Origin of the sequence: Entomohabitans teleogrylli (assembly GCF_001484765.1) — a bacterium.
Classification (GTDB): domain Bacteria; phylum Pseudomonadota; class Gammaproteobacteria; order Enterobacterales; family Enterobacteriaceae; genus Entomohabitans; species Entomohabitans teleogrylli.
This window is the reverse complement of record NZ_KQ947384.1, coordinates 28,772-52,331: the sequence shown is the minus strand read 5'-3', so window position 1 is coordinate 52,331 and position 23,560 is coordinate 28,772. Positions and strand designations below refer to the sequence as shown.

The 23,560-nt window shown below is 53.9% G+C and carries 22 protein-coding genes; 14 read left to right on the top strand and 8 right to left on the bottom strand.

Annotated elements, in window-relative coordinates; genetic code table 11:
• Positions 1 to 224: 224 nt before the first annotated feature.
• The gene (gene mobB, locus AQ981_RS11795; protein WP_058911949.1) at positions 225 to 749 is read right to left on the bottom strand and encodes a molybdopterin-guanine dinucleotide biosynthesis protein MobB; all 525 of its coding nucleotides are present in this window, start codon (positions 747 to 749) and stop codon (positions 225 to 227) included.
• Positions 746 to 1,318 (bottom strand): molybdenum cofactor guanylyltransferase MobA, encoded by a 573-nt coding sequence (gene mobA / locus AQ981_RS11790; RefSeq protein ID WP_058911948.1) that lies wholly within the window; start codon positions 1,316 to 1,318, stop codon positions 746 to 748. Before mobA ends, mobB begins: the two co-directional genes overlap by 4 nt.
• A gap of 75 nt (positions 1,319 to 1,393) precedes the next feature.
• Here mobA and AQ981_RS11785 point away from each other — a divergent pair, with 75 nt between their 5' ends.
• The 3 genes from AQ981_RS11785 to dsbA all read left to right on the top strand — a co-directional run bounded on the left by AQ981_RS11785 (position 1,394) and on the right by dsbA (position 3,375).
• Positions 1,394 to 1,663 carry a YihD family protein gene (locus tag AQ981_RS11785; RefSeq protein ID WP_058911947.1) on the top strand — a complete coding sequence of 90 codons (270 nt, stop codon included), beginning with the start codon at positions 1,394 to 1,396 and terminating at the stop codon, positions 1,661 to 1,663.
• 76 nt (positions 1,664 to 1,739) lie between these two features.
• Positions 1,740 to 2,726: a serine/threonine protein kinase gene (locus AQ981_RS11780; RefSeq protein WP_058911946.1), complete on the top strand. Its 987-nt coding sequence runs from the start codon at positions 1,740 to 1,742 to the stop codon at positions 2,724 to 2,726.
• Between the two features lie 25 nt (positions 2,727 to 2,751).
• A complete protein-coding gene (dsbA, locus tag AQ981_RS11775) occupies positions 2,752 to 3,375 on the top strand; it encodes a thiol:disulfide interchange protein DsbA (RefSeq protein WP_058911945.1) in 624 nt (207 codons plus the stop codon).
• A gap of 29 nt (positions 3,376 to 3,404) precedes the next feature.
• On the opposite strand, the gene AQ981_RS11770 is transcribed toward dsbA, so the two are convergent.
• On the bottom strand, positions 3,405 to 4,313 hold the full coding sequence (locus AQ981_RS11770; protein WP_058911944.1) for an acyltransferase: 909 nt from the start codon (positions 4,311 to 4,313) through the stop codon (positions 3,405 to 3,407).
• Between the two features lie 443 nt (positions 4,314 to 4,756).
• On the opposite strand from AQ981_RS11770, the gene polA reads away from it, so the two are divergent.
• Both polA and spfP read left to right on the top strand, forming a co-directional pair.
• Positions 4,757 to 7,534: a DNA polymerase I gene (gene polA / locus AQ981_RS11765; RefSeq protein ID WP_058911943.1), complete on the top strand. Its 2,778-nt coding sequence runs from the start codon at positions 4,757 to 4,759 to the stop codon at positions 7,532 to 7,534.
• A gap of 165 nt (positions 7,535 to 7,699) precedes the next feature.
• Positions 7,700 to 7,747 (top strand): small protein SpfP, encoded by a 48-nt coding sequence (gene spfP / locus AQ981_RS28670; RefSeq protein ID WP_071892919.1) that lies wholly within the window; start codon positions 7,700 to 7,702, stop codon positions 7,745 to 7,747.
• A gap of 92 nt (positions 7,748 to 7,839) precedes the next feature.
• Here spfP and yihA read toward each other — a convergent pair whose 3' ends face one another.
• Positions 7,840 to 8,478, bottom strand: a complete 639-nt coding sequence (yihA, locus tag AQ981_RS11760) for a ribosome biogenesis GTP-binding protein YihA/YsxC (protein WP_249226308.1) — start codon at positions 8,476 to 8,478, stop codon at positions 7,840 to 7,842.
• A gap of 583 nt (positions 8,479 to 9,061) precedes the next feature.
• Here yihA and yihI point away from each other — a divergent pair.
• Both yihI and hemN read left to right on the top strand, forming a co-directional pair.
• A complete protein-coding gene (gene yihI / locus AQ981_RS11755) occupies positions 9,062 to 9,568 on the top strand; it encodes a Der GTPase-activating protein YihI (protein ID WP_058911941.1) in 507 nt (168 codons plus the stop codon).
• A 186-nt stretch (positions 9,569 to 9,754) separates the two neighbouring features.
• Positions 9,755 to 11,128, top strand: coding sequence for an oxygen-independent coproporphyrinogen III oxidase (gene hemN, locus AQ981_RS11750; protein WP_058911940.1), 1,374 nt, complete (start codon positions 9,755 to 9,757; stop codon positions 11,126 to 11,128).
• Positions 11,129 to 11,160: 32 nt separating this feature from the next.
• Here the strand turns inward: hemN and AQ981_RS27645 are convergent, their stop codons facing one another.
• From AQ981_RS27645 to glnA, 4 genes are all read right to left on the bottom strand, one after another.
• A complete protein-coding gene (locus tag AQ981_RS27645) occupies positions 11,161 to 11,283 on the bottom strand; it encodes a YshB family small membrane protein (protein ID WP_154675935.1) in 123 nt (40 codons plus the stop codon).
• A gap of 109 nt (positions 11,284 to 11,392) precedes the next feature.
• Positions 11,393 to 12,802 carry a nitrogen regulation protein NR(I) gene (glnG, locus tag AQ981_RS11745; protein ID WP_058911939.1) on the bottom strand — a complete coding sequence of 470 codons (1,410 nt, stop codon included), beginning with the start codon at positions 12,800 to 12,802 and terminating at the stop codon, positions 11,393 to 11,395.
• Positions 12,803 to 12,810: 8 nt separating this feature from the next.
• The gene (gene glnL / locus AQ981_RS11740; protein ID WP_058911938.1) at positions 12,811 to 13,860 is read right to left on the bottom strand and encodes a nitrogen regulation protein NR(II); all 1,050 of its coding nucleotides are present in this window, start codon (positions 13,858 to 13,860) and stop codon (positions 12,811 to 12,813) included.
• 210 nt (positions 13,861 to 14,070) lie between these two features.
• The gene (gene glnA / locus AQ981_RS11735; protein ID WP_058911937.1) at positions 14,071 to 15,480 is read right to left on the bottom strand and encodes a glutamate--ammonia ligase; all 1,410 of its coding nucleotides are present in this window, start codon (positions 15,478 to 15,480) and stop codon (positions 14,071 to 14,073) included.
• A 367-nt stretch (positions 15,481 to 15,847) separates the two neighbouring features.
• Here glnA and typA point away from each other — a divergent pair, with 367 nt between their 5' ends.
• From typA to dtd, 7 genes are all read left to right on the top strand, one after another.
• The gene (gene typA, locus AQ981_RS11730) at positions 15,848 to 17,668 is read left to right on the top strand and encodes a ribosome-dependent GTPase TypA (protein ID WP_058911936.1); all 1,821 of its coding nucleotides are present in this window, start codon (positions 15,848 to 15,850) and stop codon (positions 17,666 to 17,668) included.
• A gap of 320 nt (positions 17,669 to 17,988) precedes the next feature.
• Positions 17,989 to 19,380, top strand: a complete 1,392-nt coding sequence (locus AQ981_RS11725) for an MFS transporter (RefSeq protein WP_058911935.1) — start codon at positions 17,989 to 17,991, stop codon at positions 19,378 to 19,380.
• A 46-nt stretch (positions 19,381 to 19,426) separates the two neighbouring features.
• On the top strand, positions 19,427 to 20,452 hold the full coding sequence (locus tag AQ981_RS11720) for a LacI family DNA-binding transcriptional regulator (protein WP_058911934.1): 1,026 nt from the start codon (positions 19,427 to 19,429) through the stop codon (positions 20,450 to 20,452).
• 18 nt (positions 20,453 to 20,470) lie between these two features.
• Positions 20,471 to 21,457 carry a nucleoside hydrolase gene (locus AQ981_RS11715; RefSeq protein ID WP_058911933.1) on the top strand — a complete coding sequence of 329 codons (987 nt, stop codon included), beginning with the start codon at positions 20,471 to 20,473 and terminating at the stop codon, positions 21,455 to 21,457.
• A gap of 194 nt (positions 21,458 to 21,651) precedes the next feature.
• The gene (gene yihX, locus AQ981_RS11710) at positions 21,652 to 22,242 is read left to right on the top strand and encodes a glucose-1-phosphatase (protein ID WP_058911932.1); all 591 of its coding nucleotides are present in this window, start codon (positions 21,652 to 21,654) and stop codon (positions 22,240 to 22,242) included.
• 2 nt (positions 22,243 to 22,244) lie between these two features.
• Positions 22,245 to 23,117, top strand: a complete 873-nt coding sequence (locus tag AQ981_RS11705) for a virulence factor BrkB family protein (RefSeq protein ID WP_058911931.1) — start codon at positions 22,245 to 22,247, stop codon at positions 23,115 to 23,117.
• On the top strand, positions 23,114 to 23,551 hold the full coding sequence (gene dtd / locus AQ981_RS11700) for a D-aminoacyl-tRNA deacylase (protein WP_058911930.1): 438 nt from the start codon (positions 23,114 to 23,116) through the stop codon (positions 23,549 to 23,551). Before AQ981_RS11705 ends, dtd begins: the two co-directional genes overlap by 4 nt.
• The last annotated feature ends 9 nt before the right edge of the window (positions 23,552 to 23,560 follow it).

Sequence of the window (23,560 nt, the reverse complement as noted above, 5' to 3'; positions counted from 1 at the left end):
CAGAAAAGCCTCATGCGCAAGCATGGGGCTTTTTTGTTTGTCTGAAATCACCCGGGGGAGTCGGAACGGGTCCGTGACCATGGTCTGCCGGAGCAGAGAGACAGGGAAGGTTCATGCGCAGGCACGGGACTTCTCTGTTGTCTGGCCGCGGTCCGGCAGAGGCTCCCTGCCGGCCGGACGGTGGATGAAAACACAGGGAGGAACTGTTCCCGGGACTCTCCCTGTCACCCCGGGTTATTCCCATCGCTGCTTTTTAACCACTCAATAATAAACCGGCAAATTTCTTCAGGGTTATTAAGATCGAACTGAGGAACCGGAAGAGCTAAATCGACATCGCTGGCTACAGCAATCACATATTCATCCAGCTCAGGATGGGGTGGCTGATGCCGGGTTGCGGAGCGGTAAAGTAAAATTTTCGGAACAGCTTCATGTTTAAAGCCTTCTACCAGGATGATATCAATCAGCGAACAGTCCATCTGGCTGGCAAGATAGTATAAATCTAAATTTTCCTGCTCCGGGGTTTCGGTCATTAGCGCCCAGCGTTGATTGCTGGCAAGTAATGTTTGTACAGCGCCAGCTTTGCGTAATTCGTAGCTGTCTTTCCCGGGAGAATCGATGTCCATATGGTGATGAGTATGTTTTATCAGTCCGGGTCTGATATCTGCGGCGGTAAGTAAAGGAATAAGCGCTTTTAACAACGTGGTCTTGCCCGTACCGCTTCGGGCTGCAATAGCCAGTAATGGCGTCATACATCCTCCCGGCGTCGTGTCAGCTCTTGAGGGGTATTCATATTAGTAAACTCATGGTGCAGTACGACCGGGTGGCCGCCAGCCTGACGCAGAAAAACCATCACACGCCTTTCTCCTGCGCTCAGGTAATCACGCAGGGGTATTGATAGGCTGCGGTGCAGCAAAGAAATCGTCGGGTGATCGCGTTCTGAATCATGAACCCAGACTGCAGGATATTCGTTTTTAGCCTGCCAGAGCGATTGGGCGAGATTTTGCGGAATGTAGGGAACGTCGCATGGACAGAATAAAAACCACTCGCTATTAAGCTGTTCCATGGCACTCAGCATCCCGGCCAGAGGGCCGGGATAATCCGGTAGGGTATCTTCGATCACCGGTTGTCCACTACGTTGGTAAACAGGAATGTTACGGTTTGCGCTGATAGCCACCGCGCCGACTTGTGGCGCCAGGCGCTGGAAAACGTGTTGCCACAAAGGAATACCATTCAGAGGGAGCAACCCTTTGTCCTGGCCACCCATCCTGGTCGCCCTTCCCCCAGCAAGAATAACACCGGTAATTTCGGTCAGCTTCATGACCAGTATCGCCTCTTTTAATGTGGGTTTGAGCCTGCTAACGTGTCCCTCTCAAGAGAAAGGAGTACAGATACCATGAAATGCAAACGCCTTAACGAAGTGATCGAGCTGCTTCAGCCGGCCTGGCAGAAAGAACCCGATCTGAATTTATTGCAATTTTTGCAGAAACTGGCGAAAGAGTCAGGCTTTAACGGCGATCTGACTGATTTAACAGATGATATTCTTATCTATCAGTTAAAAATGCGTGATTCGGCAAAAGACGCGGTAATTCCAGGTATTCAGAAAGATTATGAAGAAGATTTTAAAACCGCGCTGCTGCGGGCGCGGGGTGTTATTAAAGAGTAAAAGCTTGTAAGACACGTCACCGAAATGGCTGTGAAATGTTATCCTGAAGTATACATGTACTGCAGCGGATTGCGGGATGACAGACAACGCATTTAATTTCCGGACACTCCACCCGGATACCATCCTTGACGCCCTGTTTGAGCATGGCATCAGGGTGGATTCGGGGCTGACGCCCCTCAATAGTTATGAGAATCGCGTTTACCAGTTTATGGATGAGGACCGGCAGCGCTTCGTGGTGAAGTTTTATCGTCCGCAGCGTTGGTCAGCCGAGCAAATTAACGAAGAGCACCAGTTTGCGCTGGAACTGTTTGAACATGAGATCCCTGTTGCCACACCGATAGCTTACCAGGGCGCTACCGTTCTGGAATATCAGGGGTTTATGTTTGCCGTATTTCCCAGTCTCGGCGGGCGTCAGTTCGAGCCGGATAATATTGATCAAATGGAGTGGGTTGGCCGCTATCTGGGGCGCATCCATCAGGCAGGAAAGCGCCAACGCTTTGCATATCGGCCGGATATTGGGCTGAACGAATATTTGCTGGAGCCCCGTCGGGTGTATGAGTCCTCAGCGTTAGTTCCTGTGGCGTTAAAAGATGGTTTCCTGCGGGCGGCCGATGCCTTAATCCATGCGGTGACGGAACAGTGGCATAGCCGCTTCGCACAGATTAGGTTACACGGCGACTGCCATCCGGGAAATATTCTCTGGCGTGATGGTCCGCTGTTTGTCGATCTGGACGATGCCCGTAACGGTCCGGCGATTCAGGATCTCTGGATGTTGCTCAACGGCGATCGTCATGAGCAGCGTATTCAACTGGAAACCATTATTGAAGCTTACGAAGAATTCAACCCCTTTGATGTTAATGAAATTGCCCTCATTGAACCTTTACGGGCCATGCGTCAGGTGTATTATCTGGCATGGTTGATGAGACGCTGGGACGATCCCGCATTTCCTGTTAGTTTTCCCTGGTTACGGGAAGAAGACTTCTGGAGACAACAGACCGCCCTGTTTACTGAGCAGGTCAGGGTTCTGCGTGAACCTCCGCTACAATTAACGCCAATGTATTAATCTGACACATTCAGGAGAAGTTAGTATGAAAAAAATCTGGCTGGCAATGGCTGGAATGATCCTTGCGTTTAGTGCCTCTGCTGCTCAGTTTACGGACGGCAAGCAGTACACCACGCTTGAAAAACCCATTGCAGGGGAACCGCAGGTTCTGGAGTTCTTCTCTTTCTACTGCCCTCACTGCTACCAGTTCGAGCATGTTCTTCATGTGTCTGATAATGTGAAGAAAAAACTTCCTGAAGGCGTGAAAATGACCAAGTATCACGTTGAGTTTCTTGGTCCGTTGGGTAAAGATCTGACCCAGGCGTGGGCAGTGGCTATGGCGCTGGGCGTGGAAGATAAAATCACTGAGCCGATGTTCGATGCTGTGCAGAAAACCCAGACTTTGCAATCTGTTGCAGATATCCGCAAAGTCTTTGTCGACGCAGGCGTTAAACCAGAAGAATACGACGCGGCCTGGAATAGCTTCGTTGTGAAGTCACTGGTTGTACAGCAGGAAAAAGCGGCAGCAGATCTTCAGTTGCAGGGTGTTCCGGCGATGTTTGTTAACGGTAAATATATGTTGAATCCGCAGGGGATGGACACCAGCACCATGGATGCTTTTGTTCAGCAGTATGCGGATACCGTTAAATTTCTGGTCGAGAAAAAATAACGGTCAGCCCGTAATATGAAGAAAGCCGGTCAATGACCGGCTTTTTTATACTGCTGTTGTATGGCGTCAAGCTCACGGTCTTTCTCGTTCCAGAGCGTATTGAGCCATTGCTGAAAGTGGCGCTTGAAACCTTTATCGTTAACGTAATCACCATGTAATTCATCGTCTATTGGTAACAAATCCACGCGCACGACGATGCGGGTTAATTTGCCGCTGAGCATATCGTAAAACGGCGTCCGGTTATTTTCCGGGTAGCAAAGCGTAACGTTAAGCAACTTATCGAACTGTTTCCCCAATACGTTCAGTGCCATAGCGATGCCGGCTGCTTTTGGCGGCAATAAATGCCGGAATGGAGAGCGCGTTTGCTGGTGCTTTTCCTGAGTAAAACGTGAGCCTTCGACGAAATTCACAATTGTTGTCGGATGGCGGCGAAATTTTTCACAAGAGCGGCGAGTCGTCTCCACATCTTTTCCGCGGCGTTCCGGGTGACGAATCAGGTAACTGCGCGAGTAACGCTTCATAAAAGGCATATCCAGCGCCCAACAGGCAAGTCCCATAAAAGGAACCCAGGCCAACTGTTGCTTGAGAAAATATTTATTCATCGGGATGTGCTTGCGGAACAGTACGCACAGAATAACGATATCCGCCCAGCTATGGTGGTTACAGATAAGCAAGTACCAGTTTTTTTTGCTTAGCCCGCTCATTCCCTGAACATCCCATTTCAGATGGGGATTCAGATGCAGAAGAAGCGCCAGCCCTTCACACCAGCCGTACATCATTAAATTGCAAAATGCCGAAATTGACCGCCAGATCGGCGGGAATGGCAGCAATAGCTTAATGATTCCCGCGATAATTATCGGGATAGAAAAAAGCACTGTGACCAGGATAGCCAACAGGATGCTTAACAGTAAAGTTATTGCGGCGAGCAACTTCGACATAATTATATTTTTCAGAGAGTTATAAAATAACCAGTCACCGATAATGGGTAATAAGGCGCTGATTTTATCAGAAAACCCATCGGAATGAGGACTCTAAACGTAACCGGGGATAAAAACGGCGGTTGATATAGGGTGGTCTGGGTGAAGGAACCATCCACTATATTTTATATCCACATTCCAGGATTAGGCGAGATCACGAAAGTGATTAAAAAACTTATTTCTAACAAATTGAATTTAAATATTATTTTTTGTTTTTGTATAACAAAATCAGCCGCCAGATAAACAAGGATCACGTTTTGCTCACAAACTTATCCACAGGAAGATCCTGCGAGCGATCTCGCGGATCGTAATTTCTTGTTCTGTTTTCCGGTGTAAAAGTTCATGTTTTAAGCCTGCCTGTGGCATCCTTGGTGGCATGTATTGATTATCAGGCACGGAACATTATGGTTCAGATCGCAGAAAACCCGCTCATCCTGGTGGATGGCTCCTCTTATCTTTACCGCGCGTATCATGCATTTCCACCGTTAACCAACAGCGCCGGAGAACCTACCGGAGCAATGTATGGCGTATTGAATATGCTACGTAGTCTGATCATGCAGTATCAGCCGACGCATGCCGCCGTGGTGTTTGATGCAAAGGGAAAAACATTCCGCGATGAACTGTTCGAACACTATAAATCTCATCGTCCGCCGATGCCGGATGATTTACGCGCCCAGATTGAGCCGCTGCATGCCATGGTAAAAGCCATGGGGCTGCCGTTACTTTCGGTTAGCGGCGTGGAAGCTGACGATGTTATTGGCACGCTGGCCAGAGAGGCGGATAAAGCCGGTCGGCCGGTATTAATCAGTACCGGTGATAAAGATATGGCGCAGCTGGTGACGTCTGGCGTGACGTTGATTAATACCATGACAAACACCATCCTCGGGCCGGAGGAAGTGGTCACGAAATATGGCGTGCCGCCGGAGCTGATTATTGATTTTCTGGCGCTGATGGGCGACTCATCGGATAACATTCCCGGAGTGCCGGGAGTCGGTGAAAAGACTGCCCAGGCGTTGCTTCAGGGTCTGGGTGGGCTGGATACGTTGTATGCGGAGCCGGAAAAGATCGCCGATCTGAGCTTCCGTGGCGCAAAAACCATGGCGGCGAAGCTGGAGCAGAATAAGGATGTCGCTTATCTCTCTTATCAACTGGCCACCATCAAAACCGATGTCGAGCTGGAATTGTCCTGCGAGCAGCTTGAGGTTCAGCAACCGGTCGCTGATGAGCTACTGGCGCTGTTCAGGAAATATGAATTTAAGCGCTGGACAGCGGATGTGGAGTCCGGGAAGTGGCTGCAGGGCAAAGGGGCAAAACCCGCGCCAAAACCTCAGGAAACCACTGCCGTTGAAGAACCGTCGGTCAGTATCCTCTCCAGTGAAAACTATGTCACCATTCTGGAAGAGAGCGAACTTCAGACGTGGATTGAACGCCTGAAGAAAGCGCCGGTTGTCGCCTTTGATACGGAAACAGATAGTCTGGACAACCTGACGGCGAATCTGGTGGGGCTTTCTTTTGCCGTTGAGCCCGGTATTGCCGCCTATGTTCCGGTAGCCCATGATTACCTGGATGCGCCGGATCAAATTCCCCGGGATACGGTACTGGCGTTACTGAAACCGCTGCTTGAGGATGACAGCATGCTGAAGGTCGGCCAGAATCTCAAATACGATCGCGGTATATTGCAGAATTACGGGATTGAGCTGCGCGGTATTGCGTTCGATACCATGCTGGAGTCGTACATTCTCGACAGCGTGGCTGGCCGCCATGATATGGACAGCCTGGCGGACCGCTGGCTGAAGCATAAAACCATTACCTTTGAGCAGATTGCCGGCAAGGGTAAAAATCAACTGACTTTCAATCAAATAGCCCTTGAAGAGGCTGGTCGTTATGCGGCAGAAGATGCGGATGTAACGCTGCAGTTGCATCTCAAAATGTGGTCCAGTCTCCAGCAGTACGAAGGACCGCTGAATGTCTTTAAAAACATCGAAATGCCTTTAGTGCCGGTGCTATCCCGGGTCGAACGCAATGGCGTGAAGATCGATCCTGCCGTACTGCATAAACACTCTGAGGAGCTCACTAAGCGCCTGGCGGAGCTGGAACAGAAGGCTCACGATATCGCCGGGGAGCCGTTCAATCTCTCCTCAACCAAGCAGCTACAGACCATCCTTTTTGAAAAACAGGGTATTAAGCCGCTGAAAAAGACGCCTGGCGGCGCGCCGTCCACCTCTGAAGAGGTGCTGGAAGAACTGGCGCTGGACTATCCTCTGCCGAAAGTGATTCTGGAATACCGTGGGCTGGCAAAGCTGAAATCAACCTATACCGATAAGCTGCCGCTGATGATCAATCCACTGACCGGGCGGGTTCATACCTCCTATCATCAGGCTGTTACTGCGACGGGGCGTCTGTCATCGACCGATCCCAACCTGCAGAATATACCGGTTCGTAATGACGAAGGGCGGCGGATTCGCCAGGCGTTTATTGCGCCTGCGGAATACCGCATTATGTCCGCGGACTATTCGCAAATCGAGCTGCGCATTATGGCTCATCTTTCGCGGGATGCCGGGTTGTTAAAGGCGTTTGCGGAAGGGAAAGATATTCACCGGGCAACGGCGGCGGAAGTCTTTGGCCTGCCGCTGGAGAGCGTGACCGGAGAGCAGCGCCGCAGCGCCAAAGCGATCAACTTCGGACTGATCTATGGTATGAGCGCTTTTGGTCTTTCCCGGCAGCTCAATATCCCCCGTAAAGAAGCGCAGCGTTATATGGACCTCTATTTTGAACGCTACCCGGGCGTGCTGGAGTATATGGAGCGCACGCGCCAGCAGGCGAAAGACCAGGGGTATGTCGAGACGCTGGAAGGACGCCGTCTCTACCTGCCGGACATTAAGTCCAGTAATGCCGCGCGTCGCGCCGGGGCTGAAAGGGCGGCGATTAACGCGCCAATGCAGGGCACCGCAGCCGATATTATTAAGAAAGCAATGATCGCGGTAGACGACTGGCTGCAGCGGGAACGGCCGCGGGTCAAAATGATCATGCAGGTACACGATGAACTGGTATTTGAAGTTCATCAGGACGAGATTGAACAAGTCGCCAAGAAAGTCCATGAGTTGATGGAAAGCAGCATGAAGCTGGATGTTCCGCTGCTGGTGGAAGTGGGCGTCGGGGAAAACTGGGATCTGGCTCACTAACCACCCGGTGCAAAAGGTGATTTTATGTAAATAAGCAACATAACCAGGCATTTTTTGTGATGGTGTTTAAAGTTAATTGTGTAAATAATGAAAAAAAACTACAAAAAATGCTTTTTCCGACGTTAAAAAAAGAGTAGAGTTATCTGCGTAGGGTACAGAGGTAAGATGTTCTATCTTTCAGACCTTTTACTTCACGTAATCGGATTTGGCTGAATATTTTAGCCGCCCCGGTCAGAAATGGCCGGGGCGTTTTTTATTGCGTGAAATCCGGGAGTCAGCGTACGGAGCTGGCCGTACGCTATATCTTATTCCGGCTGTTGGCTGGGCTGCTCCGTTACCGGGGTGAGCTCGCTGAACCAGCTGTCCAGCTTCTGGCGCAGCTTGTCGACGCCGATTTTTTTCAGTGATGAGAAAGCCTCTACCTGAACATCGCCGTTAAAGGCGATGGCGGCCTCGCGCACCATATTCAATTGTGATTTGCGCGCGCCGCTGGCCAGTTTATCCGCTTTGGTAAGCAGTACCAGCACCGGGATGTGGCAATCAACGGCCCATTCAATCATCTGCTGATCGAGATCTTTAAGCGGGTGGCGAATGTCCATCAACACCACCAGCCCCTGCAGGCATTCACGCTTCTGAAGATATTCTCCCAGCGCTCGCTGCCATTTCCGCTTCATCTCTTCAGGTACCTCGGCGTATCCATAACCAGGCAGATCCACCAGGCGCTTTCCTTCCGCGACTTCAAACAAATTGATTAATTGTGTCCGGCCTGGCGTTTTACTGGTTCTCGCCAGGCTTTTCTGGTTGGTCAGGGTATTAAGCGCACTTGATTTACCTGCGTTGGAGCGGCCCGCAAATGCCACTTCGATGCCGGTATCAGAAGGCAGGTGGCGAATATCCGGCGCGCTGGTTACAAAGCGCGTCAGTTGATAGTTCCAGTTAGTCAAAATGGTCGTCTCCATAGAGGATGTGCCTTGGCGAGGGATTATACCTTAACGTGCAGAAAAGGCGCGGTTATCCATAAGGAAACCAGACTGGCGGAAATGCCTGGCAGCGGTGTGAGACATTTGCCATTAGTCGTTTAAGACTTTACATAAATGATTATTGTGCTACCCATAAAAAATCATTTAAAAATAATGGGGTAACATAAATTAAACAATATAGGATATTTCCAGTAACCGGATAATACCTTGTGAGAATCAGGGATAAAGGTAAAGTAGTTATCAAAGGCAGGGTAGCCTGAAAGGAATAACCACTCAGGATGAGTGTTCAGGGGTATCAGGAAGATACAGAAAGGAAGTAGCCAGGATGGCGAGCGTCTGGAAGACGTATCTGAAGGGAAATGGAACACAACGCGGAACGTTGGTTGCTAAAGGAAAGACAGGGGTTGTCGGCAGCAAACAGGGAAAGTGTGGCCCGTAAATGGGTAAAGAAGGCGACAGGTTATCCTGCCGCCTTTTTTCTTTGCTTGCTTTCTGATAGATTCCGCCGCAATTCTATACTGAAAGAAATAACCTGAGACGACATATCATGAAGCAACAAACCTCCGCACCGCGTGGCAAAGGGCCGGGTAAACAGCGTCGCAAAACGCGTGAAGAGCTGAACCAGGAAGCGCGTGACCGCAAACGTCAGAAAAAACACAGCGGTCATCCTGCGGGGAGCCGGGCAAACGGCGGGCCTAAATCGTCTCACGTAAAAGGCGGCGCATCACAAAAAGATCCGCGCGTTGGCAGTAAAAAACCGATTCCACTGGGCGTTAGCGAGCCCGTTACGAAACCGCAGCATCAACCGAAGAGTGAAAAACCTATGTTAACACCTCAGGCTGAACTGGAACTGCTGGAAAACGACGAGCGTCTGGATGCACTGCTGGAGCGTCTGGAAGAGGGGGAAAACCTGAGTGCGGAAGAGCGTGCCTGGGTTGATGAAAAGTTGGATCGTATTGATGCGTTAATGCAGCAGCTTGGTCTCTCTTATGACGATGAAGAAGACGAAGAAAGTGAAGAAGATATGATGCGCCTTCTCAAAGGTGGCAGCTAATTATCGCGTCGTGGGCTTACCGGTTCTGCTGCTGATCCTGCCGATTGTATGTTATCTGGTGTGGTTATTCGTTAAACTACAGCGGCTGTCGCGGCGCCAGAGGTGGTTGCGCAGCCGGCTCATCTCCCGGGAGATGGGCAGGCCGGAGCGCCGTTCGCGCGCACGACATCGTCGGAAGGAGTGAGTATGTCTGAGCAGTTAATCGACTGGGATCTGGCCCTAATCCAGAAATATAACTATTCCGGGCCACGCTATACCTCTTATCCCACGGCCCTTGAGTTTTCAGAAAATTTCGCCGCCGCTGATTTTCAACAGGCAGTGGCGCGCTATCCTGAGCGGCCTTTGTCGCTGTACGTGCATATCCCGTTTTGCCATAAACTTTGCTATTTCTGCGGCTGCAATAAAATCGTTACCCGCCAGCAGCATAAAGCCGATCAGTATCTGGATGCGCTGGAGCAGGAGATTGCACACCGCGCGCCGCTGTTCGATGGCCGACGGGTCAGCCAGCTTCACTGGGGCGGCGGTACCCCAACGTACCTGAGCAAGGCGCAAATCAGCCGTCTGATGGGTTTACTCAGAAGCCATTTCCACTTTAACGACGATGCGGAGATCTCCATCGAGGTGGATCCGCGGGAAATCGAACTGGATGTGCTGGATCACCTGCGTCAGGAAGGCTTTAATCGCCTGAGTATGGGCGTTCAGGATTTCAATAAAGAGGTTCAGCGCCTGGTGAACCGCGAGCAGGATGAGGCATTCATCTTTGCGCTGATTAACCGCGCCCGGGAAATTGGCTTTACCTCAACCAACATCGATCTGATCTACGGCCTGCCGAAGCAGACGCCGGAAAGCTTTGCCTTTACGCTGGCGCGGGTTGCGGAGCTGAAACCCGATCGGCTCAGCGTGTTTAATTACGCCCATCTGCCGACCCTGTTTGCCGCGCAGCGCAAGATCAAGGACGCTGATTTACCGACGCCCCAGCAAAAGCTGGATATCCTGCAGGAGACGATTATGTCTCTGACGCAGTCAGGCTATCAGTTTATCGGTATGGATCACTTTGCCCGCCCGGATGATGAACTGGCAGTAGCGCAGCGTAATGGCCTTTTGCATCGCAACTTCCAGGGGTACACCACCCAGGGCGACACCGATCTGCTGGGGATGGGAGTTTCCGCGATCAGTATGATCGGCGATTGTTATGCCCAGAACCAGAAAGAGCTCAAGCGTTATTATCAGCAGATTGATGAGCGGGGCGACGCCCTGTGGCGTGGTCTGGCGCTGACCCGTGATGACTGCATTCGTCGCGATGTGATCAAATCGCTGATTTGTAACTTCCGGCTCGATTTTGCCGATATTGAACGGCAGTGGGATGTGGTGTTTGCCGATTATTTCGCAGAAGACCTGGCGCTGTTGGCGCCGCTGGCTAAGGACGGGCTGGTGGATGTCGATGAACGCCATATTCGCGTGACAGGTAAGGGACGGCTGCTGATACGTAACATTTGCATGTGCTTTGACAGCTATCTGCGCCAGAAAGCGCGGATGCAGCAGTTCTCACGAGTGATATAAAAAAAAGCGGGAGAAACCTCCCGCTTTTTTCATCAACTGAAGAAGTTGAACAGCGCCGCGCACAGTAGCGCCGCAACCGCCGTTTGCGGCGTCTGGGCCGCAGCGGCGCTGATTTCCGCGCTCTGCGACACCATATGTATTAATGATTCCAGCATGTTACCCCTCCCGCGTGAACGCGCTCGATCATACTGAACTTGCCGCCACAGTAAAGCGCAAAATAACAGCAGTTTGGGCTCGCTAAGCAATTTTTACAAAGTGGCATTGCTATTCCATTCCCAGCTCTTTCAGTTTACGCGTCAGGGTATTACGGCCCCATCCTAACAGACGCGCCGCTTCCTGCTTATGGCCCTGGGTGTGGCGCAAAGCCGTGGTAAGCAACGTACGCTCCATTTCCGGCTGTGCTTCGGACAGCAGATTTTGATGACCGGAGCGCAGCGCCCGATCGGCCCACTGGGCCAGCAATGTCGCCCAGTGATCGGCGGCCGGCTGGGAAGGGCTATCCGGTACCGTCGATTCAAACAGCTCGGTGGGCAGATCCTGAATCAGAACCTCCTGACCGGCGGCCATCACGGTCAGCCAGCGGCAGGTATTTTCCAGCTGGCGAACGTTGCCAGGCCAGGCCATACGGGTCAGGGCGGCTTCCGTTTCCGGGTGCAGCTGTTTGGCTTCCACGCCCAGCTCCCTGGCGGCTACCTGCAGAAAATGGCGCGCCAGGCGCGGAATATCTTCCCGGCGTTCGCGTAGCGGCGGCAGATGGACGCGAATGACATTCAGGCGATGGAATAAATCTTCTCGAAATTTACCTTCCAGTACCCGCTGTTCCAGATTCTGGTGCGTGGCGGCAATAATACGAACATCGACTTTTACCGGCGCATAGCCGCCGACCCGGTAAAATTGCCCATCGGCCAGTACGCGCAGCAGGCGGGTCTGGACATCCAGCGGCATATCGCCAATCTCGTCGAGGAATAGTGTACCGCCATCGGCCTGTTCAAAACGTCCCTGGCGGATCTGGTTGGCGCCGGTAAAGGCGCCTTTCTCATGGCCGAACAGTTCTGACTCGATTAAGTCTTTGGGAATCGCCGCCATATTCAGGGCGATAAAAGGCGCTTTTACCCGCGGGCTGTGGCGGTGCAGGGCGTGTGCCACCAGCTCTTTACCGGAACCGGACTCGCCGTTGATCAGCACGCTGATGGAAGAACGCGACAGGCGGCCTATGATGCGAAAGACGTCCTGCATCGCGGGAGCTTCGCCGATAATATCGGTGGTGGGCCCGCTGTCGGGCGTATTGCGCGGCTGTTGTTGCTCCTGGTAGTGGCTGATAGCGCGCTCTACCAGCGCAACGGCTTCATCGATATCAAAGGGTTTCGGTAAATAGTCGAAAGCTCCCTGCTGATAGGCGCTGACGGCGGCGTCGAGATCGGAATGGGCGGTCATTATGATGACCGGAAGCATCGGGTGACGCTGCTTAATCTGCTTCAGCAGCGCCAGGCCATCCATACCGGGCATGCGGATATCAGAGAGTAAAACGTCAGGGGTTTTGCTTGCCAGCGCATCCAGCACCTGATTACTGCTCTCAAACGCCGTACAGTGCAGTCCCGCTCCGGTGAGCGCCCGCTCCAGCACCCAACGAATGGAGCTATCGTCATCAACGATCCAGACTATCCCTCGTTGCATAAACACCTCTATTTCCGAATAGGCAGGTAAACCGAAAACTCGGTATGGCCTGGCCAACTGGTAAATTCAATTTTTCCCGAATGCTGGTCGATCAGGCTACGGGCGATGGATAGTCCCAGTCCGGTGCCGCCTTCGCGTCCACTGACCATGGGGTAAAACAGCGTGTCCTGCAGGTGCGCCGGAATGCCCGGGCCGTTATCTTCAATATCGATTCTCGCCGCCAGGCGATAACGCACGCCGTGCAGGGTCAACTGAAAAGCGGTGCGGGTACGCAGAATAATCTCGCCGCCCTGACCGCCGAGCGCCTGTAGCGCATTGCGGACGATATTTAAAAGAACCTGTTCAATCTGGTCAGGATCGTGAGCGAACTCCGGCAAACTTGGATCATAATCGCGTATCAGTACCACGCCGGGTGGAAGTTCCATCGACACCAGCTTCACCACCCGTTCCGCCACCTTATGGATGCTGTCCGTGACATGCATACCCGGCTGTTGCGGCCCCAGCAGACGATCCACCAGATTACGCAGGCGGTCGGCTTGTTCGATGATCACCTTCGTGTATTCCGTCAGCGCCGGGTCAGGCAGCGCCTTACTGAGCAACTGCGCCGCGCCGCGCAGGCCGCCGAGAGGATTTTTGATCTCATGCGCCAGACCGCGCACCAGATCCCGGGCGGCGATTTGCTGGGCGTGTTGAAGCTGCTCCTGGCTAAGACGGCGCTGGTTATCCATGGGCGCCATTTCCAGCAGCGTATACCCTTCCGCCAGCCGTTGGGCGGTCAGAGAGAGAATGTGCGATCGGTTATCGATAACCAGCGTGACTTCGTTATCGGTAAAACCCTGACCGGCGCTGAGGCTTTCGCGCATCAGCGCGACATTCAGCGAAAAATAGCTCAGCAGATCGGGTAACGGAGTACCGTAGAGTTTACGCGAGCTCTGCGCCAGCAATTGCTGAGCGGCAGGATTAGCATAGTGAACGGCCAAATCATCATCGACCAACAAGATGCTGGTAATTAAAGAATTCAGGATCTGCCCAGCATCGGGCAGCTCGCCTGTTGCCATTTGCAGCCTCCGGGACGTTGCACTATTTTAGTGCATTATAGGCGCTCACTTGATTAAGGCTATGTCTTTGCCGGTAAATGCCGGATATTGCTCACGCTTTTGGCCGCCAGCTCGGGCTCTAATCAAATGTTGCCTGGCAGCGATACGCTGCAGGTGGAGAAAAAAGCCCATCCGGAGATGGGCTAAAAGTTTCCACGGCAACAAAAAAACTTAAACGCTGTAGTACAGCTCGAACTCTACCGGGTGCGGCGTCATGCGCACACGGTCATCTTCTTCACGGCGCAGCGCAATATAGGCATCGATAGCTTCGTTGGTGAAAACGCCGCCCGCGGTCAGGAACTCACGGTCTGCGTCCAGCGCGCTGAGCGCTTCTTCCAGAGAGCCGGCAACCTGCGGGATCTCTTTAGCCTCTTCCGGCGGCAGGTCGTAGAGGTTTTTGTCCATCGCTTCGCCCGGGTGGATTTTGTTCTTGATACCGTCAAGACCGGCCATCAGCAGCGCCGCGAAACACAGGTACGGGTTCGCCGCCGGATCCGGGAAGCGCACTTCAATACGGCGCGCTTTCGGCGAAGAGACCACCGGAATGCGGATAGAAGCAGAACGGTTACGGGCAGAGTAAGCCAGCATTACCGGCGCTTCATAACCCGGCACCAGACGTTTGTAGGAGTTAGTGGTCGGGTTCGCCAGAGCGTTGATGGCTTTGGCGTGCTTGATAACGCCGCCGATGTAGTACAGCGCCTGCTCGGACAGACCAGCATATTTGTCGCCGGAGAACAGGTTCACGCCGTTTTTCGACAGCGACATGTGGCAGTGCATACCGGAACCGTTATCGCCGAACATCGGTTTCGGCATAAAGGTCGCGGTTTTGCCGAAGCGGTGAGCGACGTTGTGTACGACGTATTTGTAGATCTGAATTTCGTCCGCTTTTTTGGTCATGGTGTTGAAGCGGGTTGCCACTTCGTTCTGGCCGGCAGTCGCTACTTCGTGGTGATGCGCTTCAACCACCAGGCCCATTTCTTCCATGGTCAGACACATGACAGAACGGATGTCCTGCGCGGAATCAACCGGCGGAACCGGGAAATAACCGCCCTTCACGCCCGGACGGTGGCCTTTGTTACCGCCTTCGTATTTGGTGGAAGAGTTCCAGGCGCCTTCGATATCGTCGATAGCGACGTGAGAGCCGGAGATGGAGCTGCCGAAGCGGATGTCGTCAAACAGGAAGAATTCCGGCTCCGGCCCGAACAGCACGGTGTCCGCGATGCCGGTGGAACGCAGGTAGTCTTCGGCGCGTTTGGCGATAGAGCGCGGGTCGCGATCGTAGCCCTGCAGTGTGCCGGGTTCCAGGATGTCGCAGCGGATGATCAGCGTGGATTCTTCATAAAACGGGTCAATGACAGCGGTAGACGCGTCCGGCATCAGCACCATGTCTGATTCGTTGATGCCTTTCCAGCCGCCGATCGAAGAACCATCGAACATTTTGCCTTCTTCGAAAAATTCGGCGTTCACCTGGTGAGCGGGGATAGTGACATGCTGTTCTTTACCTTTGGTGTCAGTGAAGCGCAGGTCAACAAATTTCACTTCATGCTCATTCAGCATCGTCAAAACGTGTTCAGCGGACATACTTACAATCTCCCGGATTTGTCATTGTCGTCGTGGTAACGAGTTCTTTAAAGTGGCGTGGCGCCCTGTTTTTGTTAAAGCGAAAAGCGTGCCAACTTTAAAAACACCCTAAAAAGGCGTTATCATGCGCGCCATAGTGCAAAAGGGCTGCACCATAATGGCAGTATTGCACCAATATAGTGCTTTTATGTAAAAAAAGAGCACTCTGTTGGTGCAATTTGCGTTAGGGAGCCCTCTTTCCGCTCCGTGAAAGCGATCACAAAGCCACCCTGCAATACTTGTTTACGGGGGATGTTTGTGATCCTGTTCAGTCCTTCGATTAATACGTGTACAATAACGCGCTATTTCTAATGCCTGAGGCAAAGTTGTGATCGAAAATCTGCGTAACATCGCCATCATTGCGCACGTTGACCACGGTAAAACCACCCTGGTTGACAAGCTGCTGCAACAATCTGGCACCTTTGGTGAGCGTTCTGAGCTTACCGAACGTGTCATGGACTCCAATGACCTGGAGAAAGAACGCGGGATCACCATCCTCGCGAAGAACACCGCCATTAAATGGCGCGACTACCGTATCAATATCGTGGACACCCCCGGGCACGCCGACTTCGGCGGCGAGGTGGAGCGTGTAATGTCAATGGTTGACTGCGTACTGCTGTTGGTTGACGCAATGGATGGCCCGATGCCGCAGACTCGCTTTGTGACCCAGAAGGCATTCGCCAACGGTCTGAAGCCGATTGTCGTTATCAACAAAGTCGACCGCCCCGGCGCGCGCCCGGACTGGGTTGTCGATCAGGTCTTCGACCTGTTCGTTAACCTTGGCGCTACCGACGAACAGCTGGATTTCCCGATCGTTTACGCCTCCGCGCTGAACGGGATTGCCGGTCTGGACCATGAAGATATGGCCGACGATATGACCCCGCTGTTTGAAACTATTGTCAAATACGTCGAATCGCCGAAAGTGGATGTCAACGGCCCGTTCCAGATGCAGATCTCGCAGCTGGACTACAACAACTACGTTGGCGTTATCGGCATTGGCCGTATCAAGCGCGGCGTGGTTAAGCCGAACCAGCAGGTCACAATCATCGATGCTGAAGGCAAACGCCGTAACGGTAAAATCGGCCAGGTTCTTGGCCATCTCGGCCTGCAGCGTATTGAGTCCGAATCCGCTGAAGCAGGGGATATCGTGGCGATCACTGGTCTTGGCGAGCTGAATATCTCCGATACTCTGTGCGATCCCGCGAATGTGGAAGCGCTGCCGCCGCTGTCAGTGGATGAGCCGACCGTAACCATGTTCTTCTGCGTTAATACCTCGCCGTTCTGCGGCAAAGAGGGTAAATACGTCACTTCCCGGCAGATCCTCGATCGCCTGAATAAAGAGCTGGTGCATAACGTCGCGCTGCGCGTCGACGAGACCGAAGACCCGGACGCCTTCCGCGTTTCTGGCCGTGGCGAACTGCATCTGTCTGTTCTGATCGAGAACATGCGTCGTGAAGGTTTCGAAATGGCGGTATCGCGCCCGAAAGTTATCTTCCGCGAAATCGATGGCCGCCGTCAGGAGCCGTTCGAGCAGGTTACGCTGGATATCGAAGAGCAGCATCAGGGTTCCGTCATGGAAGCGCTGGGTCTGCGTAAAGGTGAACTGCGCGATATGATGCCGGACGGCAAAGGCCGCGTGCGTCTTGATTACATCATCCCGAGCCGTGGTTTAATCGGTTTCCGTACCGAGTTTATGACCATGACCTCCGGTACCGGTCTGCTGTATTCCACCTTCAGCCACTACGACGATGTGCGTCCGGGTGAAATCGGCCAGCGCCAGAACGGTGTGTTGATCTCCAATGGCCAGGGTAAAGCCGTCGCTTACGCCCTGTACAGTCTGCAGGATCGCGGTAAGCTGTTCCTCGGCCACGGCGCGGAAGTGTATGAAGGCCAGATTATCGGTATTCACAGCCGCTCTAACGACCTGACTGTAAACTGCCTGACCGGTAAGAAGCTCACTAACATGCGCGCCTCCGGTACTGATGAAGCCACCACCCTGTCTCCGCCAGTGAAAATGTCCCTGGAGCAGGCGCTGGAGTTTATCGACGATGACGAGCTGGTGGAAGTCACCCCAACCTCGATTCGCCTGCGTAAGCGCCATCTGACCGAGAACGATCGCCGTCGCGCGAACCGTACTAAAGAGGCGTAAGTCGCCTTCAGAAAAAGCCGCGGAGATAAATTCATCCGCGGCTTTTTTATGTCCGGCGATCTGCCTGTCATGGGGATGTAACACGGGTGCTGAATAATTGATATCGTCAATAAAAGAGAAGCGCATCTCATATTTTACAGTAAAATCTACGCGCGTAGATTTCTGTGAACTATAGTAGCGCCGTTGTTCTACATGCGTAGATGATGTCAATAAGCGAACAGGGAAACATAACACTTTTACTGACGTATGATTAATTAACCGCACCGATGCTAGGCAGCAGACCGGGCCGCTGGTGCCGAATCTCAATTCAGGGTAACCGCATGACTTCTACATCTTCACAGACTGAGACTATACAGGTAGCGACTTCGGCAGCGGACGAACGGTTGTCGACTCAGGAAGGACGTAATGACTTCTGGCGCGCCACTTTCTCCTGCTGGCTGGGAACGGCGATGGAGTACGCCGATTTTGCGCTGTATGGCCTTGCCGCCGGGATTATCTTTGGCGATGTCTTTTTTCCGGAAATGACGCCCGCAGTGGCGTTGCTGTCCAGTTTCGCCACCTGGTCGGTGGGATTTATCGCCCGGCCAATCGGCGCGCTATTCTTTGGCTGGCTGGGGGATCGCAAGGGCCGTAAAGTGGTTCTGGTGTCGACTATCGTATTGATGGGGCTCTCTACCACATTGATTGGGCTGATACCCAGCTATGCATCGATCGGTTTCTGGGCGCCGGCCTGCCTGGTGGTACTGCGTTTTACCCAGGGATTCGGCGCCGGAGCGGAGCTTTCCGGCGGCACCGTGACGCTGGGGGAATATGCGCCCGCTGAACGGCGCGGCCTGGTCTCCTCGGTGATTGCGCTGGGCTCGAACAGCGGCACCCTGCTGGCATCGCTGGTCTGGCTGGCGGTGGTGCAGATGGATCAGGAGACTCTGCTGGCATGGGGCTGGCGGGTACCCTTTTTATGCAGCTTCCTGATTGCGATCGTCGCGCTGTGGATACGCCGCAATCTGCGGGAAACCCCGGTATTTGAACGTAAAAAAGCGCAGTTGCAGGCTCAGCGCGAGGATATTCTGTCCAGCCAGTCAGCCCGGGTCGATACCCGCTCTTTCTGGCAGCGCAGTAAATCCTTCTGGGTCATGGTGGGGCTGCGTATCGGCGAAAACGGCCCGTCTTATCTGGCGCAGGGGTTTATCGTCGGCTATGTGGCGAAAGTTTTAATGATGGATAAATCTGTGCCGACCACAGCGGTCTTTATCGCTTCGCTACTGGGATTTTTGGTGATTCCTCTGGCCGGCTGGCTTTCCGATCGTTTTGGCCGACGCATTGTCTATCGCTGGTTTTGCGTGCTGTTGATGCTCTACGCATGGCCGGCGTTCACTCTGCTTGACAGCCACGAACCGATGATTGTTATTCCAACCATCGTCGTCGGCATGGCGCTGGCGTCGCTGGGGATTTTTGGCGTCCAGGCGGCGTGGGGCGTGGAGTTATTCGGCGTTACCCACCGCTATACCAAAATGGCCACCGCCAAAGAGCTGGGGTCTATTTTGTCCGGCGGCACAGCTCCGCTGGTGGCCGCTGCGCTGCTGTCCTTTACCGGTCACTGGTGGCCGATTGCGGTCTATTTTTCCGCTATGGCGACCATCGGCTTTTTGACCACCTTTGTGGCGCCGGAAACCCGCGGGCGTGATTTAAATATTCCGGAAGACGCCATTTAAGCCAATATGTTAAAAGAGGGCAGGCATTTTTTTATCAGGAGTTGATGTGGCAAAACAGCACCCGAATCGCGTAACGCGCAATGATGTGGCCAGACATGCCGGGACGTCGGTCGCGGTGGTGAGTTATGTTATCAACAACGGTCCGCGGCCAGTGGCGCAGGCTACCCGCCAGCGGGTGCTGGACGCCATCAAAGCCACCGGTTATCGCCCGAACGCCGTCGCCCGCGCGCTGGCGTCGGGCAGTACCAAAACATTCGGTCTGATTGTCCCGAACATCAGCAACCCGTTTGTCGCCGCAATGGCCCACGCTTTGTTGCAGGAGTCTTTTAACTGTGGTCACGTTATGCTGCTGGGTGATTCCGGTGACGATCAGCAGCGCGAACGCGAACTGGTACAGAGTTTACTCAGTCGCCAGGTTGACGGGCTGTTTTATACCAGCGTCAACCGCCAGCCGTTTATTGACCAGATCAAATCCAGCGGTACACCGTTTATTTTGCTGGATAGCGTCGATGAGGGGCAGCAGGTCAGCATGTTGCGCATTGATGAACGTGATGCGGCGTATCGGGTGACGCGCCATCTGCTCAGCCACGGTTACCGCAAGGTTGGGATCATTAGCGGGCCGCCGGAGATGAACAACGCCAGGGATCGTTATCGCGGCTGGCAGGACGCGCTGGTGGAGCAATCGGTTGTGGTGCATGACGCATGGGTGTTTCCGGCGGAATATACCCGCGAAGGCGGCTACCAGGCCGCTCTGCGTATGCTCAGCCTGGGTGACTTACCGGAGGCGCTGTTTGCCAGCAACGAGGCGCAGGCGATTGGGTTTATCCGTGCGCTCTCTGAGCGGCAAATGCGCGTGCCGGATGATATTGCGCTGGTCTGTTTTAATGGCACCGTGCAAAGCGCGTATCATGTGCCGGCGTTGACCACCACGCGCCAGCCGGTGCGGGAGATGGCCCGCGGCGCTATTGAAATGATCAAGGCCTGGAATGGCGATGTGATGCTGCGCGAGTTCTCTCACTATCTGGAAATCGGCGAATCCTGCGGCTGCCAGCGGAATACGCTCCACGTCTGAAGAAATGAATAACCAACAATGAAAAGAGTAATTATTGACTGCGATCCCGGTAATGGGATCGTCGGCGCTAATGTTGATGACGGACTGGCGCTGGCGCTGGCGCTGGCGTCTGCGCAGATCTCTCTGGAGATGATAACCACGGTTGCCGGCAATACGCCCAGCGAAACCGGGTGGCGGGTGGCCCAGGATCTTATCAACCAGTTGGGGCTGACGATACCGGTGCTGCGCGGTGAAACCCAGGCGCTGCGGGAGCCGCCAGAGCCCTGGCGCGCCGCTCTCGATAAGCGGGTATATGATGTGCGCCTCGCCGCGCTGTGGGACGGCGTACGCCAGCCTGAGCCGCTGGCGATTCCGCCATCGGACGCCGTTGAGGCGATGGGGCAGTTGATTTGCGCCCATCCCGGAGAGATTACTCTGGTGGCTATCGGCCCGCTGACCAATGTCGCGCGGGCGATCGAACAGTTTCCGGCGCTGGCGTCGTCGGTCGCGGAAATTGCCGTGATGGGCGGGGTGTTTGCGCTGGATGACTATATCAAGGATACCAACTTCGGGCTGGATCCTGAGGCGGCGCACATTGTGATAAACAGTGGCGCGCCGGTGACCCTGGTGCCGATGGACGTGACCACGCAGACCATGATGACCCACGCCGATCTCGACAGGCTGGCGGCTATTGATAAGCCGCTGGCGCGTTTTGTGGTGGAAACCCTGCGCCCGTGGATGAATTACTCAATGCAGACCCGGCGTCTGCCCGGTAGCTGGATTCATGATGTGCTGGTGGTGGCCTGGCTGCTGGATAAGCGAGTCGCCAGCGCCGCGGACTATTTTGCCGATGTCGAAATTCGCCCCGGCGCGACGCGCGGCAAATCCTGGCGCTACCGGCCGCCGCTGCGGGTGGATGTCGGGATCCCTGATGCCGTGGGCGGTAAGGTACAGATATTACAGTCTGTGGACAACGGGCGCCTGCTGGCGCTACTGGAATCGGCGCTGCGGGACTCGCCTTACTGAATAACAACTGGCGTTTCAGCGCGCTGTAACCTCACCCCTTAATACCTGTCACGCCTGACTCAGTGTCAGAGGCCGTCTACCGGCGGCCTGCAGCGCCAATACATAATAACTTTGCCTGACTTATGGAGACGTCGATAGTCAAATCATATCTTTCCCGCTACAGTTATTTTTCCACGTCGCAAAAGGAGAGAGACATGCTGTATATCTTTGACTTAGGGAATGTCATTGTCGATATCGACTTTAACCGGGTGCTGGGGGTATGGAGTGATTACAGTCGCGTACCGCTGGCGCGGTTACAGAAAGATTTCACAATGGGGGAGGCGTTTCATCAGCATGAGCGTGGAGAGATAACCGACGAGGCGTTCGCCGAAGCCGTTTGCCACGAGTTGAATATGGCGCTCAGTTTCGAGCAGTTCGCCGCCGGATGGCAGGCGGTATTTGTGGCGCTGCGCCCGGAGGTGGTGGAAATTATGCAGCGGCTGCGCGACGAAGGTCATCGCGTGGTGGTGCTGTCCAACACCAATAATCTGCATACCACCCACTGGCCGGGTATCTACCCGGAAATTATCGCGGCGGCGGACAAGATTTATCTTTCTCAGGAACTGGGAGCCCGCAAGCCGGAGGCGGCCATCTATCAGAAGGTGCTGGCCAGCGAAGGGGTGAGCGCGGCGGATGCGGTCTTCTTCGACGATAATGTTGAAAATATTCGCGGCGCGCAGCATCTGGGCATGACCAGTATTCTGGTGGTTGATAATCAGACCGTCCCTGAATATTTTGCGAAATAATTATGTTCAGAACCGTTCATCAAAAAGCCAGGCATGGCACCCGACCGATTATTGCCTGGCTGAAACTGCTGTGGCGGCGTATTGATGAAGATAATATGACCACTCTGGCGGGGAACCTGGCTTATGTGTCCCTGCTCTCTCTGGTGCCGCTGGTTACCGTGGTGTTTGCGCTGTTCGCCGCGTTCCCGATGTTTTCTGACATCAGTGTCCAGTTGCGCCATTTTATCTTCGCTAATTTTATTCCCGCCACCGGGGATGTTATTCAGCGCTATATCGAACAGTTTGTCGCTAATTCCAGCAAGATGACGGCGGTGGGGGCCTGTGGGCTGATTGTCACCTCGCTGCTGTTGATGTACTCCATTGATAGCGCCCTGAATACCATTTGGCGCAGTACCCGCAAACGCTCTCCGGTTTACTCCTTTGCCGTTTACTGGATGATTCTGACGCTTGGGCCGCTACTGGCGGGGGCGAGTCTGGCGATCAGCTCTTATTTGCTGTCGCTACGCTGGGCCAGCGATTTTAACAGTGTCATTGACTACGTCCTGCGTATCTTCCCGCTATTGCTTTCCTGGGTGGCGTTCTGGCTACTCTACAGTGTGGTGCCAACCACGCAGGTCGCCAACCGCGATGCGATTGTTGGCGCGCTGGTGGCGGCGCTGCTCTTTGAACTGGGCAAGAAAGGTTTTGCCATCTATATCACCATGTTTCCCTCTTACCAGTTGATTTACGGCGTGCTGGCGGTGATCCCGATACTCTTTGTCTGGGTGTACTGGACATGGTGTATTGTATTGCTCGGCGCGGAAATTACTGTCACTCTCGGGGAATACCGCAAACTCAGACAACTCGCCAGGCAGGCGGAAAAAGAACCATCATGATTGCATTAATTCAACGCGTATCCCGGGCCAGCGTGGCCGTGGGAGGGGACGTCACCGGAGAAATCGGCCCGGGGCTGCTGGTGCTGCTGGGGGTTGAGAAAGACGACGACGAGCAAAAGGCCAATCGCCTGTGCGAACGGGTGCTCGGTTATCGCATTTTCAGCGATGCCGACGGCAAGATGAACCTCAACGTGCAACAGGCCGGGGGAAGTGTGCTGGTGGTATCGCAGTTTACCCTGGCGGCGGATACCGAACGGGGTATGCGGCCTGGCTTTTCGAAAGGCGCCGCGCCGCAGCAGGCTCAGGCGCTATATGACTATTTTGTTGGCCGCTGTCGCGCGCAGGGAGCGACAACCGCAACGGGCCGTTTTGCTGCAGACATGCAGGTGTCGCTGGTCAACGATGGACCGGTCACCTTTTGGCTGCAGGTGTGAGCAAAAGAG

Excerpts from the sequence above, each read along its gene's own strand:
- AQ981_RS11785 (WP_058911947.1), top strand. The coding sequence starts at position 1,394 with ATGAAATGCAAACGCCTTAACGAAGTGATCGAGCTGCTTCAGCCGGCC.
- glnA (WP_058911937.1), bottom strand. The coding sequence starts at position 15,480 with ATGTCCGCTGAACACGTTTTGACGATGCTGAATGAGCATGAAGTGAAA.
- glnG (WP_058911939.1), bottom strand. The coding sequence starts at position 12,802 with ATGCAACGAGGGATAGTCTGGATCGTTGATGACGATAGCTCCATTCGT.
- AQ981_RS11770 (WP_058911944.1), bottom strand. The coding sequence starts at position 4,313 with ATGTCGAAGTTGCTCGCCGCAATAACTTTACTGTTAAGCATCCTGTTG.
- yihI (WP_058911941.1), top strand. The coding sequence starts at position 9,062 with ATGAAGCAACAAACCTCCGCACCGCGTGGCAAAGGGCCGGGTAAACAG.
- AQ981_RS11715 (WP_058911933.1), top strand. The coding sequence starts at position 20,471 with ATGAAAAGAGTAATTATTGACTGCGATCCCGGTAATGGGATCGTCGGC.
- AQ981_RS11705 (WP_058911931.1), top strand. The coding sequence starts at position 22,245 with ATGTTCAGAACCGTTCATCAAAAAGCCAGGCATGGCACCCGACCGATT.
- dtd (WP_058911930.1), top strand. The coding sequence starts at position 23,114 with ATGATTGCATTAATTCAACGCGTATCCCGGGCCAGCGTGGCCGTGGGA.
- hemN (WP_058911940.1), top strand. The coding sequence starts at position 9,755 with ATGTCTGAGCAGTTAATCGACTGGGATCTGGCCCTAATCCAGAAATAT.
- AQ981_RS11725 (WP_058911935.1), top strand. The coding sequence starts at position 17,989 with ATGACTTCTACATCTTCACAGACTGAGACTATACAGGTAGCGACTTCG.
- AQ981_RS11780 (WP_058911946.1), top strand. The coding sequence starts at position 1,740 with ATGACAGACAACGCATTTAATTTCCGGACACTCCACCCGGATACCATC.
- yihX (WP_058911932.1), top strand. The coding sequence starts at position 21,652 with ATGCTGTATATCTTTGACTTAGGGAATGTCATTGTCGATATCGACTTT.
- mobA (WP_058911948.1), bottom strand. The coding sequence starts at position 1,318 with ATGAAGCTGACCGAAATTACCGGTGTTATTCTTGCTGGGGGAAGGGCG.
- glnL (WP_058911938.1), bottom strand. The coding sequence starts at position 13,860 with ATGGCAACAGGCGAGCTGCCCGATGCTGGGCAGATCCTGAATTCTTTA.
- polA (WP_058911943.1), top strand. The coding sequence starts at position 4,757 with ATGGTTCAGATCGCAGAAAACCCGCTCATCCTGGTGGATGGCTCCTCT.
- mobB (WP_058911949.1), bottom strand. The coding sequence starts at position 749 with ATGACGCCATTACTGGCTATTGCAGCCCGAAGCGGTACGGGCAAGACC.
- AQ981_RS27645 (WP_154675935.1), bottom strand. The coding sequence starts at position 11,283 with ATGCTGGAATCATTAATACATATGGTGTCGCAGAGCGCGGAAATCAGC.
- dsbA (WP_058911945.1), top strand. The coding sequence starts at position 2,752 with ATGAAAAAAATCTGGCTGGCAATGGCTGGAATGATCCTTGCGTTTAGT.